The following is a 14,467-nucleotide window of genomic DNA, read 5'->3' as shown; positions in this document are numbered from 1 at the left end:
GGGCACCGGCCCGGCGGGGGGCGGCGGATGCACGGCTCATCCGCGGCATATTCCTCATCCTCCCAGGTCAGCGCGACCGACCCGGAAGCAGAGGTTCCAACTCATTCCATCGCTTGATCTCACAGCCATTGCGCCGCCGAAACGTCGTGTCCACCTCGCGGCCCTGCCAGGTTCCCCGGACGCGGGCGGTGGCCGGTCCGCCGTCCGCCATCGTGCACATCTCGTCGCGGGGAGCGCGCGCGAAGGGGTCCTTCCCGTCCCGGGCGAGCTCGGCCAGCCGGGCGCAGGCGCGGTCCGCCTTGGGGTGGGTGCCGTCGACGGGGTCGCAGGCCAGCCAGTACTCGCCGTCCGTGTGCGGATTGCCGGTGTGGGCCACGGTGAGGGTGAGGCGGTCGGGCGGGGCCAGCAGCCGGCCGAGCGGGAGCGGGGGCAGGGGGCCGGCGGCCGCGGCGGCCAGGGCTGAGGTGACGGCGAGGGCGGCGAGACGCATCAAGATCACTCCAGGTCGTCCGTACGTCGTACGCCGTGCCCAACGACGCGCCCGCCCGGACGTTCCTCGCCGTAAGCCTTTGCTCTGCGGGTGCCGCTCCTTGTACCGTGAGAGCGGATTGGTGACCGGCCCCGCGCCTGTGTCATCATCTGCACGCACCCTCGTACGCGAGGGCGCGCTGGAGGCGTCGCCTAGTCCGGTCTATGGCGCCGCACTGCTAATGCGGTTTGGGCTTTACCGTCCATCGAGGGTTCAAATCCCTCCGCCTCCGCACCTTGCCGAAGCCCCGGTCCGTATGGACCGGGGCTTCGTCGTGTGGTGCGTGATTTCCCGGTGACCGTGCGCCGGGTCACATCCGCCCAGACCGCCCGGAGAGGGTGCCCGGAAGGGTGTTTCCGCAGGTCAGGCCGCGTGTGACTAATGGATTTCGCGTCCCGGCGAGGTCCATGTATTGTTGTTCTCGCAAGGCCAACGGGGCGAAAAACCCCGGGAAGCCCAAGCACTCGTAGCTTAACGGATAGAGCATCTGACTACGGATCAGAAGGTTGCAGGTTCGAATCCTGCCGAGTGCACAGCCGAAGAGGCCCCCCGGTTCGCCGGGGGGCCTCTTGTGTTCGGGCCTTGAGGAGGTCTGGGGGGCTGGATAGGGTTTGAAGATCGTTCGATCTTCAAAGGGGGATGTCATGGGGCTGTTCGGGAACGCGCACACCGTCGACCCGGTGCAGGCGCAGCAGGACTACGCGCGCCTGATGGGGCAGGGGGAGCAGGTGCACGCGGCCTTCCAGCTGGTGCGGGACACCATCCTGTTCACCGACCGGCGGCTGCTGCTCGTCGACAAGCAGGGCATCACCGGGAAGAAGACGGAGTACCACTCCATTCCGTACCGGAGCATCACGCACTTCGCCGTGGAGACCGCCGGCACCTTCGACCTCGACGCCGAGCTGAAGATCTGGATCTCCGGCAGCCAGATGCCGGTCCAGAAGACCTTCACCAAGGGCGTGGACATCTACCAGGTGCAGGCGATCCTGACGCAGTTCGTCGCCCGCTAGGCGATCGCGGCGCGCGGGCCTCACCGCACGCGCGGGAGGCCGGTCACCGACATCACCAGTGAGTACAGGGATGTGGTGGCGGTCAGGAAGAGGCGGTTGTTGCGCGGGCCGCCGAACGCGATGTTCGACACGGGCTCCGGCACCCTGATCCGGCCGATCAGGGTGCCGTCGGCCGCGTAGCAGCGCACGCCGTCCTCCATCGCCGCCGCCCACAGGCGGCCCGTGTCGTCGAAGCGGATGTTGTCCACCTGCGGGCAGTCGGCGAAGACCCGGCCGTCGGTGAGGGTGCCGTCGTCGCGGACGGTGAAGGCCCGGATGTGGCCGGCCCGTGTGTCGGCGGCGTAGAGCTCGCGCTCGTCGGGGGAGAACACCACGCCGTTCGGGCCGAGGAAGCCGTCCGCGACCAGCCGTACCTCGCCCGTCGCCGGGTCCGCCCGGTAGAGGTTGCAGGCGCCGATCTCGCTCACGGCGCGGTGGCCCTCGTAGTCGCTCGTGATGCCGAAGTCCGGGTCGGAGAACCACACCGAGCCGTCCGAGCGACGACCGCGTCGTTCGGGCTGTTGAGCCGCCTGCCCTTCCAGCGGTCGGCGAGGACCGTCACCGTCCCGTCCGGTTCGGTGCGTGTCACCCGGCGGGCAGGTACAGCGGCCCCTCGGCCCAGCGGCAGTCGTCGTAGAGCCGCTCCAGGCGCATGTCGCCGTTGGCGCAGCGGCCGGTCCGGAACCGCTCGTCCAGGATCTCGTACAGGTTCGGGTCCGCGACGGATGACATCATTCTCCTCTGTGGGTTAGATGCCGAATTCTGTTCGGGTCGCTGGTGAGATTGCAGGATGCGGTACGGTCTTCGCAAGGGGTTGGGGAGAAGACTGGGGTAAGGAGAGCGCGTGGACGACATCGACCGGGCCCTCGTCCTGCGTCTGCAGCAGGACGCCGGTCAGTCCTACGCCGTGCTGGGCGCGGCCGTCGGTCTGTCGGCGGGAGCCGCGCACGAGCGCGTACGCAAGCTCCGCGAGCGCGGGGTGATCCGGCGTACGACCGTCGATGTGGATCCGGCGGCGGTCGGGAGCGGGGTACTCGCGTACGTGATGGTGGACTCCACCGCCTGGATGGGCGACTCCCGCGTGGCCTTCGAGGAGATCCCCGAGATCCAGGAGGCGCACGTGATCGCGGGCAGTGCCTCCGTGCTGGTCAAGGTGCGTACCGCCACCACGGCGCAGTTGCAGGACGTGCTGCGCCGCCTGTACGCCATCGACGGGGTCAGCGGCACCCAGGCGACCGTCGTGCTCGACACCTTCTTCGAGCGACCGCTCCCGCTGTGACCTGGCGGTGCACCGGACTGCGGTGGACCGGCGACGGGCCGGCCATCGGCTGGTACGGCCCGCTGGGCCAGGAGACCGCCAGCCGCCTGACGTACGGGGCCCCGCTGCTGTTCACCGTGGACGGCGGTGAGCGGCGCTGCCTCGGCGTGCGGCGGGCCGGGAAGCGGACCCCGTGCCCCACGGCGTGCACCGTTCCGGGCCGCGCGGGCAGCGCCCAGTGCCCCGAGTGCGCCCGCCTCGACCGGTCCTTCTCGGTGGCGGCCGACACCAACGCCGGTGATCCGCGCCCTTACCGGGTCTACCTGGCCTGGTTCGGGCCGGGGACGGTCAAGGTGGGGATCACCGCCGAGGAACGCGGGTCCGCGCGGCTGCTGGAGCAGGGCGCGGTGACCTGGACCTGGCTGGGCCGCGGGCCCCTGATGGCGGCCCGGCGTACCGAGGAGCTGCTGCGGGCCGCGCTCGGGGTGCCGGACCGCATCGCGTACGCGCGCAAGCGTGCGGTACGGGCGCAGCTGCCGCCGGGCCCCGAGCGGGCCCGGGAGGTCGCCGAGCTGCACGCGCGGGCGGCGGCGCTGCCCGGCTGGCCGGAGTCGCTGGAGCGGCTGGCGTGCGAGGTCGCCGACCACGCCGCGGTGTTCTGGCCCGACGGGCTGCCCGACCCGGCCCGGGTGGTCACCGAGCTGGTGCCCGGCGGAACGGTCGCGGGCCGGCTCGCCGCGGCCGCCGGACCGGACCTGCACTTCGCCGACGGGCTCGTGCTGGACACCCGGCTGCTGGCCGGCTGGGGGCTGGGCGTCGCTGCCGCGGCCGCCGTCACCGACGTGCCGATGGCCGGGACCGGCCCGGGGCTGCCCCCGGTGGAGCAGGGCGGACTGTTCTGAGCGGGCACGCCGGAGCGGGGCGTTCCGGCGGGCAAGGTCAAAACTTGGATCCCTTTGGGCTTCCGGGGCCGTTCGAGGTGGACATGCCGGGGCCCGCCCGCCGAGGGTGGAGCCATGAGCATCCAGCCCGTTCAGGCGTTCCAACCGCCTTATGTGATGGCCGTCTTCAGCAATGTCCGCACCCCCGACGAGAGCGGATATCCCGAGACCAACGCCCGCATGCAGGAGATCGTCGGTGCCAACCCCGGCTTCCTCGGCTACGAGTCCGCGCGCACCCCCGGCGGCCTCGGGATCACCGTCGCCTACTTCCGCGACCACGCGTCGCTCGACGTGTGGCGCCGGGACATGGAGCACCAGGCGGCGATGGCGCGGGGCCGCGCCCACTGGTACGAGAGCTACACCCTGCACGTCGCGACCGTAGAGCGGAGCCACGGCTTTGCCCGCAACGGCTGAGGCGGTCCGGGCCTTCCGTGAGCGGCTCGCGCTGCCCGGACTGATCGACGTGCACACGCACTTCATGCCGGAGCGGGTCCTGGCCAAGGTATGGGACCACTTCGACGCCGTCGGCCCGCTGACGGGCGTCGCGTGGCCCATCACCTACCGGCACGAGGAGGAGGAACGGGTCGCACTGCTGCGCGACTTCGGGGTGATCGCCTTCACGTCGATGCTGTACCCGCACAAGCCCGCGATGGCCGCCTGGCTGAACTCCTGGGCCGCCGACTTCGCCGCCCGCACACCGGACTGCCTGCACACCGCCACGTTCTTCCCCGAGGACGGGGTGGCGGCGTACGTGCGGCAGGCCGTCGAGGGCGGGGCGCGCGTCTTCAAGGCGCACCTCCAGGTCGGCGGGTACGACCCGAACGACGAGCGGCTGGACCCGGTGTGGGGGCTGCTCGCCGAGGCCGGCATCCCCATCGTGGTCCACTGCGGGTCCGGGCCGGTGCCAGGCCCGTACACCGGGCCCGGGCCGGTGGGCCGGCTGCTGGCCCGCCACCCCCGGCTGCCGCTGGTCGTCGCGCACATGGGGATGCCCGAGTACGCCGACTTCCTCGACCTCGCCGACCGCTACCGCGAGGTGCGCCTGGACACCACCATGGCCTTCACCGACTTCGCCGAGCGGCTCACCGGGTTCCCGGCCGGGGACCGTGGCCGGCTGGCCGACCTCGGCGACCGGATCCTGCTCGGCACCGACTTCCCCAACATCCCCTATCCCTACGAGCACCAGCTCGACGCCCTCGACCGGCTCGGCCTGGGTGACGACTGGCTGCGGGCCGTCTGCCACGACAACGCGGCCCGGCTCTTCGGGCTCCGCGGGCCGGGTCCCGCCTGATCGGGTCCCGGCCGGCGCGGCGCCCGCGGCCCGCCCGGCGGTCGCGAATGGCGCGGCTTCTTTCTCAGGAGATTCACAGAAACCGACAAGAGGGCTCTCAGAGGCCTTCGCCAGCCTGGTCGGCATGACTGCGACGACCACATCCCACGCGTCCACGTCCGCCACGTCCACCGCCTCCCCCGCGGCCATGGTCCGCGCCGACGGCGGACCCTGCCGGGTGCTCGTCGTCGACGACGAGCGCTCGCTCTCCGAGCTGCTGTCGATGGCCCTGCGCTACGAGGGCTGCGAGGTCCGCAGCGCGGGCGACGGGGCGAGCGCGGTGCGGGCGGCCCGAGAGTTCCGTCCGGACGTCGTGGTGCTCGACATCATGCTTCCCGACATGGACGGGCTGGCCGTCCTCGGGCGGCTGCGGCGCGAGATCCCGCAGGTCCCGGTGCTGTTCCTGACCGCCAGGGACTCCGTCGAGGACCGCATCGCGGGCCTGACGGCCGGCGGCGACGACTACGTCACCAAGCCCTTCAGCCTGGAGGAGGTCGTGGCCCGGCTGCGCGGGCTGATCCGCCGCTCGGGCGCCGCCCAGGCCGCGCGCGGCGAGTCCGTCCTGGAGGTCGGCGATCTGCGCCTGGACGAGGACAGTCACGAGGTCAGCCGGGGCGGCCGGGAGATCCACCTGACCGCCACCGAGTTCGAGCTGCTGCGCTTCCTGATGCGCAATCCGCGCCGGGTGCTGAGCAAGGCCCAGATCCTGGACCGGGTGTGGTCCTACGACTTCGGCGGCCAGGCCAACGTGGTCGAGCTCTACATCTCCTACCTGCGGCGCAAGCTGGAGAGCGGACCCGGCCTCAGCCCGATGATCCACACCCGGCGCGGGGCGGGCTATCTGATCAAGCCGGGGGAGTAGTGCGCAGGCGCCGGGCGCGTGTTTCACGTGAAACATCCCGACCCGCACGGCCGTGGTCCTTGCGGACCCGGCTCGTCGTCACCTCGGTCGCGCTGATCGCGGTCGTCGGCGCGGTGATCGGTACGGTCACCACCCTGGCGCTGCGCTCCTACCTGATGGGCCGGCTCGACGACCAGCTGCGGACCGCCGTCGAGATGGCGTCCCGGCCGCCGGCACCGGGCAAGCCCGCCGACAAGGGCGGCGAACGGCTCTTCTACGGACACCGCCTCGGCTTCGTGGTGGCCCCCGGCGCGCCGATGCGTGCGGCCGCGGTGCTCCTCGACAAGGACGGCACGATCCGGGAGAGCGCGAGCAGCGAGCCGGACGACGCACCGGAGTACGCCGTCATCAGACCGCTCAGCGACCGGCAGGCCCGCGCGCTGGCGGCCGCCGCCGGCCGGGGCCGCGGCAACCCGGTCCAGGTCGACCTGCCCGATCGCGGCGCCTACCTGGCGCGCACCTTTCCCGGGGGGAACGTCGTCCTGGCCTTCCCGCTGGACCGGGTGCACTCCACCGTGGGCACGCTGGTCGCGGTCGAGGTCTGCGTGACCCTCGCCGGACTGATCGCGGCCTCCCTGGCCGGCCAGGCTCTGGTCGGCGTCGCCCTGCGCCCGCTGCGCCGGGTCGCCGCCACCGCCACCCGGGTCTCCGAACTCCCCTTGCACAGCGGTGAGCCCGCCCTGCACGAGCGGGTCCCCGACGCCGAGGCCGATCCCCGTACCGAGGTCGGCCAGGTCGGGGCCGCCCTCAACCGGATGCTGGGCCATGTCTCCTCGGCGCTCACCGCCCGCCAGCAGAGCGAGATGCGGGTCCGTCAGTTCGTCGCGGACGCCAGCCACGAGCTGCGGACCCCGCTGGCCTCCATCCGCGGGTACGCCGAACTCACCCGCCGGGGCCGCGAGGAGCCCGGCCCCGACACCCGGCACGCGCTCGGCCGCATCGAGTCCGAAGCCACCCGGATGACCGGCCTGGTGGAGGACCTGCTGCTGCTGGCCCGTCTCGACGCGGGCCGCCCGCTGTCCTGCGAGGACACCGACCTCGCCCCGCTGGTCGTGGACGCCGTCAGCGACGCCCGCGCCGCCGGCCCCGGCCACCACTGGCGGCTGGAACTGCCCGAAGGGCCCGCCGGGGTCCACGCCGACCCCGCCCGGATCCAGCAGGTCCTGGTGAACCTGCTGGCCAATGCCCGCACCCACACCCCGGCGGGTACCACCGTCACGGCCCGCGTCCGGTCCGGCCCCGACACCGTCCGCGTCGAGATCGAGGACGACGGCCCGGGCATCCCGGCCGCCTTGCTCCCGCACGTCTTCGAGCGGTTCGCGCGCGGTGACGCCTCCCGCTCCCGGCACGCCGGGTCGACCGGGCTGGGTCTGGCCATCGTCCGGGCCGTCGTCGTGGCACACGGCGGGCTGGTCGGCGTGCACAGTGAACCGGGGTGCACCCGGTTCGACGTACAACTCCCCCCTGCGGCACGGCCACATGCAACTTCCCACGGCGGCACGGCGGTGCCGTGGCCTGACTCACAGCACGGGCACAGGGCCGCCACACCACGGTGACAGCTCACTCGGAGAAGATCGGGGCATGCCAACCGACATCTCACCGGGAGCCCTCCCGGCGCGCACCCCGCTCGACGTCCTGGGCCCCGGCGGGCCCGGTACACCCGTCGTGGACGTGGTCATCCCGGTCTTCAACGAGGAGAAGGACCTCGAACCCTGTGTCCGCCGCCTCCACGAGCACCTGACGCGGACCTTCCCCTACCCCTTCCGCATCACCATCGCCGACAACGCGAGCACCGACAGGACCCCCGAGGTCGCCGCCGGTCTCGCCGCCGGGGTCGAAGGGGTCCGCAGCGTCCGGCTGGACCAGAAGGGGCGGGGCAGGGCGCTGCGGACCGTCTGGGCCGCCTCCGAGGCCCCCGTCCTGGCCTACATGGACGTGGACCTGTCCACCGACCTCAACGCGCTGCTGCCGCTGGTGGCCCCGCTGATCTCCGGCCACTCCGACCTGGCCATCGGCACCCGGCTGTCCCGCTCCTCCCGCGTGGTGCGCGGCGCCAAGCGGGAGTTCGTCTCCCGCGCCTACAACCTGCTGCTGCGCTCCTCCCTCGCCGCCCGGTTCAGCGATGCCCAGTGCGGCTTCAAGGCCATCCGCCGCGACGTCGCCGAACGGCTGCTGCCGCTGGTGGAGGACACCGGCTGGTTCTTCGACACCGAGATGCTGGTACTCGCCGAGCGCGCCGGGCTGCGCATCCACGAGGTGCCCGTGGACTGGGTGGACGACCCCGACTCCACCGTCCACATCCTGGGGACGGCCGTCGAGGACCTCAAGGGCATGTGGCGGGTGGGCCGGGCGCTGGCCGTGGGCGCGCTGCCGCTGGACCGCCTCGCCCGGCCCTTCGGCGACGACCCGCGCGACCGGGCCCTGACCGGGGTACCGCGCGGCCTGGCCCGCCAGCTGCTGGGCTTCTGCGCGGTCGGCCTGCTGTCCACGCTCTGCTACCTCGCCCTCTACACCCTCTTCCGGCTCGGGACCGGCGCCCAGGCGGCCAACGCGGCCGCCCTGCTGCTCTCCGCCATCGCCAACACCACCGCCAACCGGCGCCTGACCTTCGGCGTGCGCGGCCGCGAGCGGGTCCTGCGCCATCAGGCCCAGGGGCTGCTCGTCTTCGGCATCGGACTGACGCTGACCGCCGGTTCGCTGGCCGCGCTCGACGCGGCCACCGCCCACCCGGCGCACAGCACCGAGCTGGCCGTGCTCATCACCGCCAACCTCGCCGCGACCGTGCTGCGCTTCCTGCTCTTCCGCGGCTGGGTCTTCCCGGAGCGCCCGGCCCCCCACGCGAAGGACACCACGCGATGACCACGGCCTCCCTCGCCGCCGTCCCACCCGCCTCCCCGCCACGGGCCGCCGTCGCGAGCGCCGTCCTGCCGCGCTGGGAGCGTCCCGCGCTCGCCGTCCTGCTGCTCGGCACCGCCGTCCTGCTGCTGTGGAACCTGGGGGCCTCCGGATACGCCAACTCCTTCTACTCCGCGGCCGTCCAGGCCGGCAGCGAGAGCTGGAAGGCCTTCTTCTTCGGTTCCTCCGACGCCGGCAACTCCATCACCGTCGACAAGCCCCCGGCCGCCCTGTGGCCGATGGCCCTGTCGGTCCGGCTCTTCGGCCTCGGCGCCTGGCAGATCCTGGTCCCGCAGGCCCTGATGGGCGTGGCGACCACCGCGGTCCTCTACGCCGCCGTACGCCGCCAGTTCGGGCCGGCCGCCGCCCTGCTCAGCGGTACGGTCTTCGCCCTGACCCCGGTCGCGGCGCTGATGTTCCGCTTCAACAACCCCGACGCGCTGCTGACGCTGCTACTGACGGTCACCGTGTACTGCGTGCTGCGCGCCCTCGACGGCGCGCACACCAGGTGGCTGGTCTACGCCGGCATCGCGGTCGGCATGGGCTTCCTGACCAAGACCCTGCAGGCCTTCGTCATCCTGCCGCCGCTCGTCCTGCTGTACGCGGTCTGCGCGCCGGCCCGCCCCCTGCGGCGGCTGGGCCAGCTGGCGCTGTCCGGGCTGGCGATGGTGGTCACCGGCGGCTGGTGGGTGGCGGTCGTCGAGCTGTGGCCGGCGGCCTCCCGCCCGTACATAGGCGGCTCACAGACCAACTCCTTCCTGGAGCTGACCCTCGGCTACAACGGCCTCGGCCGGATCAACGGCAACGAGACCGGCAGCGTGGGCGGTGGCGGCGCGGGCCCGGGCGGCGGCGCCGGCCGGGGCGGGGGCGGATGGGGCGAGACCGGCATCGACCGGCTTTTCTCGGCCAATATCGGCGGTCAGATCTCCTGGCTGCTGCCGGCCGCGCTGGTGCTGCTGGTCGCGGGACTGGTGATCACCTGGCGGGCCCGGCGGGCCACGGACTCCCTGGAGGGCATGGCCCGGGCCGCTTTCCTCGCCTGGGGCGGCTGCCTGCTGATCACCGCCGTCGTCTTCAGCTGGATGCAGGGCATCTTCCACGAGTACTACACCGTGGCGCTCGCGCCGTTCGTGGCCGCGCTCGTCGGCATGGGCGTCGCCGTCCTGTGGGAGGAGCGGCACTCCCCGCTCGCGGCGGCCACCCTCGCCGGCACGCTCGCGCTGACCGCGCTCTGGTCGTACGTCCTGCTCGGCCGGGCGCCGTCGTACGTGCCGTGGCTGCGCTGGGCGGTGCTGGTGGCCGGGACCCTGGCGGCCGCCGGGCTGCTGGCCGGCGGGCGGCTGGGCTCCCGGTTCGTGCGCGGCACGGTCGTGCTGGGACTGGGTACGGCGCTGGCGGGACCGTTCGCGTACTGCCTGACGACGGTGAACACCCCGCACGCCGGCTCCATCGTGACGGCGGGTCCCGCGGTCGCCGGTGGCCGCGGCCCGGGCGGCGCCATGCGGCTGGGTCCGGGCGGCGAACTCCCGCCGGGCGCGGCCCTCGTCCCCCCGCAGAACGGCCCCCAGGGCCAGGCCCAGGGCCAGGCCCAGGGGCAGGGCCCCGGTCAGGGCCCGGGCACGGGCCGGGACGGCCGGGCGCCGGACGGTCAGTCGCCGAACGGTCAGGGACCGGGCGGTCAGTCGCCGAACGGTCAGGGACCGGGCGGCCAGGCCCCCGACGGGCGCAAGCGCGCTGCCGGGCCGGGCCAGTTCCCCGGCGGCCGGGGCGAGATGGCCCCTGGCGGTCCGGGCGGCGCAGGCGGTCTGCTGAACGGCACCCGCGTCGACGCCGCCGTGAAGAAGGCGCTCGCCGCCGACTCCGGCCGCTACACCTGGGTGGCCGCCACCACCGGCGCGCAGAACGCCGCGAGCTACCAACTCGCCACCGGAGATCCGGTGATGCCGGTCGGCGGCTTCAACGGCAGCGACCCGTCCCCCACGCTGGCGCAGTTCCAGGCGTACGTGAAGGCCGGGAAGATCCACTACTACATCGGTGGCGGCTCGGGGATGCGCATGGGCCCCGGCGGCGACACCAGCGGCGCCATCTCCAGCTGGGTCCAGGAGAACTTCACCGAGGTCACGGTCGGCGGCACCACGCTCTACGACCTGACCGCTCCGAAGGCCTGAACCCACCACCGGCCGGGAGGCACCCTCTAGCATCAAGAAGGGCGGACCGGGCATACCGGGACGCTCCGGCGGGCGAGGAGGGTGCTCCCATGGCGATGGCGGCCGGTGCGGCACGCACCAGTGTGTGGCTGGTGGTCAGGCCCGCCCCCGCGACCCGGCGCCGTACCGACGCGGCGCCGTCCGGACTGGACCGGGACCGGATCACCGCCGCCACCGTCCACCTGCTCGACGCCGAGGGGCTCGGCCGGTTCTCCATGCGGCGCCTCGCCGGCCGGCTCGGGGTGACCGCGATGTCCCTGTACTGGTACGTGGACACCAAGCACGATCTGCTCGAACTCGCCCTGGACCGCGCCCTGGGCGAGCTGCCCCTGCCCGGTGACGGCGCCCCCGGTGACGGCGCCCCCGGCGGTTGGCCGGGCGGGCTGCGGGCGCTGGCCCAGGGCTACCGGCGGGTGCTGGCCGACCACGCGTGGATCGCCCCGCTGGCCGCCGAGTACCCCAACATCGGCCCCCACGCCCGCGCCCTCGACGCGGCGCTGAAGAGGCTGCTGGACGCCGTCGGCCTGACCGATGCCGGCCGGGCCGGCGCCCACCTGGCCGTCTCGCAGTTCCTGCACGGCTGTGGGGGCGCCGGCACGGTCCGCCGGGCCCCCGAGGCCGACTTCGGCCTCGCGCTCGACATCCTGATCGCGGGCATCGGGGCCAAGGCCGCCGCGGGCGGCACGGTCCCGGACCAGGCCGGCCCGCGGCCCGACCCCGACCGCTAGGGTCTACCGGTCCACGGTGGCCGGGGCCGCGGTGGACCGGTCCTCGTCCGACGGGGAGGCGGCCGGGGAGGCGGCCGGGGAGGCGGTCGGGGAGGCGCCCGGGGAGGCAGCCGGGGCCGCCGCCATCGGCTTCGACTGCAGGGCGACCTCCTTGATGAACACCACGATCAGCAGGGACAGCAGCGCGAAGGGGGCGGCGCTGAGGAAGACGTCGCCGACGCCGTGCCCGTACGCCGACTCGATGACCTCGCGCACCGGCGCCGGCAGCGCGCCGAGGTCCGGGATGGCCCCGCCGCCGGTGCCGCCGTGACCCAGCGCGGCGGCCTTCGGGCCGAGCGCGGTCAGGCCGTCCGTGACGTAGCCGGTGACCTGGTGCGCCATCAGCGCGCCGAGCGCGGAGACGCCCATCGCGCCGCCGAGCGAGCGGAAGAAGGTGACCACCGAACTGGCCGCGCCCAGGTCCTCGGGGGCCACCTGGTTCTGGGTGGCGAGGACGAGGTTCTGCATCATCATGCCGAGGCCGAGACCGGTCAGCGCCATGAAGACGGCGATCCGCCCGTACGGGGTGTCGTGGCGCAGGGTGCCGAGCAGGCCCAGGCCCGCCGTCAGCAGCACACCGCAGGAGACCAGCCACGCCTTCCACCTGCCGGTCCTGGTGATGACCTGCCCGGAGACGGTGGAGGAGACGAAGAGTCCGCCGATCATCGGGATGGTGAGGATCCCGGACATGGTCGGGGACTCGCCCCGGGCCAGCTGGAAGAACTGGCTGAAGAACACCGTGCCCGAGAACATCGCGATGCCCACGAAGAGCGAGGCGGCCGAGGCCAGGCTGATGGTCGTGTTGCGGAACAGCCGCAGCGGGATGATCGGGTCGCTCGCCCTCGCCTCGGTGAGCACGAACAGCACGCCGAGCACCACCGCGCCGCCGACCATCGCGTACGTCTGCCAGGAGACCCAGTCGTAGGAGTCGCCGGCCTGCGTGACCCAGATCAGCAGCAGCGAGACCGCGGCGCTGATCAGGAAGGCGCCCAGCCAGTCGACCTTGACGTCCCGGCGCACGACGGGGAGCTTCAGCGTGCGCTGGAGCACGATCAGCGCGATGACGGCGAACGGCACGCCGACGTAGAAGCACCAGCGCCAGCCCAGCCACGCGGTGTCGGTGATGACACCGCCCAGCAGCGGGCCGCCGACGGTGGCGACGGCGAAGACGGCACCGAGGTAGCCGCTGTAGCGGCCGCGCTCGCGCGGGGAGATCATCGCGGCCATGACGATCTGCGCCAGCGCGGAGAGGCCGCCGACGCCGATGCCCTGGACGACGCGGCAGGCGATGAGCGTGCCGGTGTTCTGGGACATGCCCGCGACGACCGAGCCGAGGACGTAGATGACGAGGGCTATCTGGACCAGGAGCTTCTTGCTGAAGAGGTCGGCCAGCTTGCCCCACAGCGGTGTCGCGGCGGTCATCGACAGCAGGGCGGCGGTGACCACCCACGTGTAGGAGGACTGGGTGCCGCCGAGCTCGCTGATGATCTGCGGCAGCGCGTTGGAGACGATCGTCGAGGACAGGATCGCCACGAACATGCCGAGCATGAGCCCCGACAGTGCCTTCATGATCTGCGGGTGTGTCATGGGTGCGCCGTCGGACGTGGTCGTGGTGGCCGGCACGGAAACCCTCCCCATCTTGTTGCTTAGGGCAACCATAGGAGCGGGTGGTTGCTACAGGCAAACGAATCGGGACGTTCCGGCGGTAAAGGAATCGGAAAACCGCGCAGCCCCGGCCTCCCGCCGGACGCGGGCGGCCCTCAGCTCCAGGTGGCGGTGACCTTCCGGGTCTCGACGTGCATGCCCAGGGGGACCCGCCAGGCCTCCACGCACACCGTGTAGACGTGCGTCTTCGCCGACAGGCCCGCGATCGGGGCGGGCAGCGGCTGGGTCGTGGTGACGGTGGCCCAGTCCACGCCGAGGGCGCCGATGATGTGGGTGGAGAAGGTCACCGTGCCCGAACGGGCCGCCGTACCGCCCGTGTTGGCGAAGGTCACCGTGACCCGCTCGCACCAGCGCTCGGCCGCGGCCGCCCGCGTCGGGTTGCTCAGCAGCAGCGCGGCCGGGGTGGCGGGGGGTGTCGTGCCGGGCGGCCTGGACGGCGTACCCGGGCCGCCCGTGGACGGCGTGCCGGAGGACGGTGTACCGCCAGGTGTCTGCGGGGAGCCGGGACCGCCGGAGGCGCCGGGCGGGACGGGCGCGCCCCCCGGGCCGGGAGAACCGGAGGTGCCGGAAGCGCCGCCGGAACCGGACGTGCCGACGGCGGCGGAACCGGGGGCGCCAGGGGTCTCGCCGGGGCCCGCCGCGGGTGTCGTCGACGCGCTCGCCGTGCCGCCGGGTGCGGAGCCGGCCGCTCCGGCCGCCGACGGCCCCGGCAGCGGCTGGAGCTCCACCGCGCCCTTCGGCGGCACGAGCTCGCCCGCGCCCCGCTCCGGGCCCGCCGCCGCGGCGCCCACGGCCACGTAGCCGTCCCGCGCGGGGCCGCCGCATCCGGACGTCAGGGCGGCGGCGGCCGTGCACAGGGCGAACAGCGTCAGCGATCCCTTTCGCATCGCGCCAGTGTTCCTGACGCTGCGTCAAATCACCAGAG

13 protein-coding genes, 2 tRNA genes and 1 pseudogene are annotated in these 14,467 nt (G+C 73.2%); 12 read left to right on the top strand and 4 right to left on the bottom strand.

The features are described from left to right. Positions 1-67: 67 nt before the first annotated feature. Entirely contained in the window at positions 68-490 is a 423-nt protein-coding gene (locus tag ACIPXB_RS04645) for an SSI family serine proteinase inhibitor (RefSeq protein WP_401445796.1), read from the bottom strand. A 180-nt stretch (positions 491-670) separates the two neighbouring features. On the opposite strand from ACIPXB_RS04645, the gene ACIPXB_RS04640 reads away from it, so the two are divergent. The 3 genes from ACIPXB_RS04640 to ACIPXB_RS04630 all read left to right on the top strand — a co-directional run bounded on the left by ACIPXB_RS04640 (position 671) and on the right by ACIPXB_RS04630 (position 1,539). After that, positions 671-761 (top strand) — tRNA-Ser (locus ACIPXB_RS04640). A 228-nt stretch (positions 762-989) separates the two neighbouring features. Next, a tRNA-Arg gene (locus ACIPXB_RS04635) sits at positions 990-1,062 on the top strand. Between the two features lie 111 nt (positions 1,063-1,173). Further along, entirely contained in the window at positions 1,174-1,539 is a 366-nt protein-coding gene (locus ACIPXB_RS04630) for a PH domain-containing protein (protein WP_401444530.1), read from the top strand. A gap of 20 nt (positions 1,540-1,559) precedes the next feature. Here ACIPXB_RS04630 and ACIPXB_RS04625 read toward each other — a convergent pair. After that, positions 1,560-2,310 (bottom strand): annotated as a pseudogene (locus ACIPXB_RS04625) (SMP-30/gluconolactonase/LRE family protein). Positions 2,311-2,422: 112 nt separating this feature from the next. On the opposite strand from ACIPXB_RS04625, the gene ACIPXB_RS04620 reads away from it, so the two are divergent. From ACIPXB_RS04620 to ACIPXB_RS04580, 9 genes are all read left to right on the top strand, one after another. After that, a complete protein-coding gene (locus ACIPXB_RS04620; protein ID WP_401444528.1) occupies positions 2,423-2,857 on the top strand; it encodes an Lrp/AsnC family transcriptional regulator in 435 nt (144 codons plus the stop codon). Further along, on the top strand, positions 2,854-3,738 hold the full coding sequence (locus ACIPXB_RS04615; RefSeq protein WP_401444526.1) for a DUF2797 domain-containing protein: 885 nt from the start codon (positions 2,854-2,856) through the stop codon (positions 3,736-3,738). The genes ACIPXB_RS04620 and ACIPXB_RS04615 overlap by 4 nt, the downstream gene beginning before the upstream one ends. Before the next feature lie 114 nt (positions 3,739-3,852). After that, complete coding sequence (locus ACIPXB_RS04610; RefSeq protein ID WP_401444524.1) at positions 3,853-4,191, top strand: antibiotic biosynthesis monooxygenase family protein; 339 nt, start codon at positions 3,853-3,855, stop codon at positions 4,189-4,191. Beyond that, entirely contained in the window at positions 4,175-5,068 is an 894-nt protein-coding gene (locus ACIPXB_RS04605) for an amidohydrolase family protein (RefSeq protein ID WP_401444522.1), read from the top strand. The genes ACIPXB_RS04610 and ACIPXB_RS04605 overlap by 17 nt, the downstream gene beginning before the upstream one ends. 187 nt (positions 5,069-5,255) lie before the next feature. Continuing rightward, positions 5,256-5,969 (top strand): response regulator transcription factor, encoded by a 714-nt coding sequence (locus tag ACIPXB_RS04600; RefSeq protein WP_401445793.1) that lies wholly within the window; start codon positions 5,256-5,258, stop codon positions 5,967-5,969. 59 nt (positions 5,970-6,028) lie between these two features. Then, positions 6,029-7,564, top strand: coding sequence for a sensor histidine kinase (locus ACIPXB_RS04595; RefSeq protein ID WP_401444520.1), 1,536 nt, complete (start codon positions 6,029-6,031; stop codon positions 7,562-7,564). A gap of 25 nt (positions 7,565-7,589) precedes the next feature. Then, complete coding sequence (locus ACIPXB_RS04590; protein ID WP_401444518.1) at positions 7,590-8,867, top strand: glycosyltransferase; 1,278 nt, start codon at positions 7,590-7,592, stop codon at positions 8,865-8,867. Further along, complete coding sequence (locus tag ACIPXB_RS04585; protein WP_401444516.1) at positions 8,864-11,071, top strand: ArnT family glycosyltransferase; 2,208 nt, start codon at positions 8,864-8,866, stop codon at positions 11,069-11,071. Before ACIPXB_RS04590 ends, ACIPXB_RS04585 begins: the two co-directional genes overlap by 4 nt. An 89-nt stretch (positions 11,072-11,160) precedes the next feature. Next, positions 11,161-11,838, top strand: a complete 678-nt coding sequence (locus tag ACIPXB_RS04580) for a TetR/AcrR family transcriptional regulator (protein ID WP_401444514.1) — start codon at positions 11,161-11,163, stop codon at positions 11,836-11,838. 3 nt (positions 11,839-11,841) lie between these two features. Here the strand turns inward: ACIPXB_RS04580 and ACIPXB_RS04575 are convergent, their stop codons facing one another. Continuing rightward, positions 11,842-13,515: an MDR family MFS transporter gene (locus ACIPXB_RS04575; protein ID WP_401444511.1), complete on the bottom strand. Its 1,674-nt coding sequence runs from the start codon at positions 13,513-13,515 to the stop codon at positions 11,842-11,844. Between the two features lie 122 nt (positions 13,516-13,637). After that, positions 13,638-14,429, bottom strand: a complete 792-nt coding sequence (locus ACIPXB_RS04570) for a hypothetical protein (protein WP_401444509.1) — start codon at positions 14,427-14,429, stop codon at positions 13,638-13,640. Positions 14,430-14,467 lie beyond the last annotated feature (38 nt).

Source organism: Streptomyces sp. NPDC090022 (assembly GCF_044748145.1).
Taxonomy (GTDB): Bacteria; Actinomycetota; Actinomycetes; order Streptomycetales; family Streptomycetaceae; genus Streptomyces.
The sequence above is the reverse complement of the archived record's forward strand: the minus strand, read 5'-3'. Positions and strand labels throughout refer to the sequence as shown.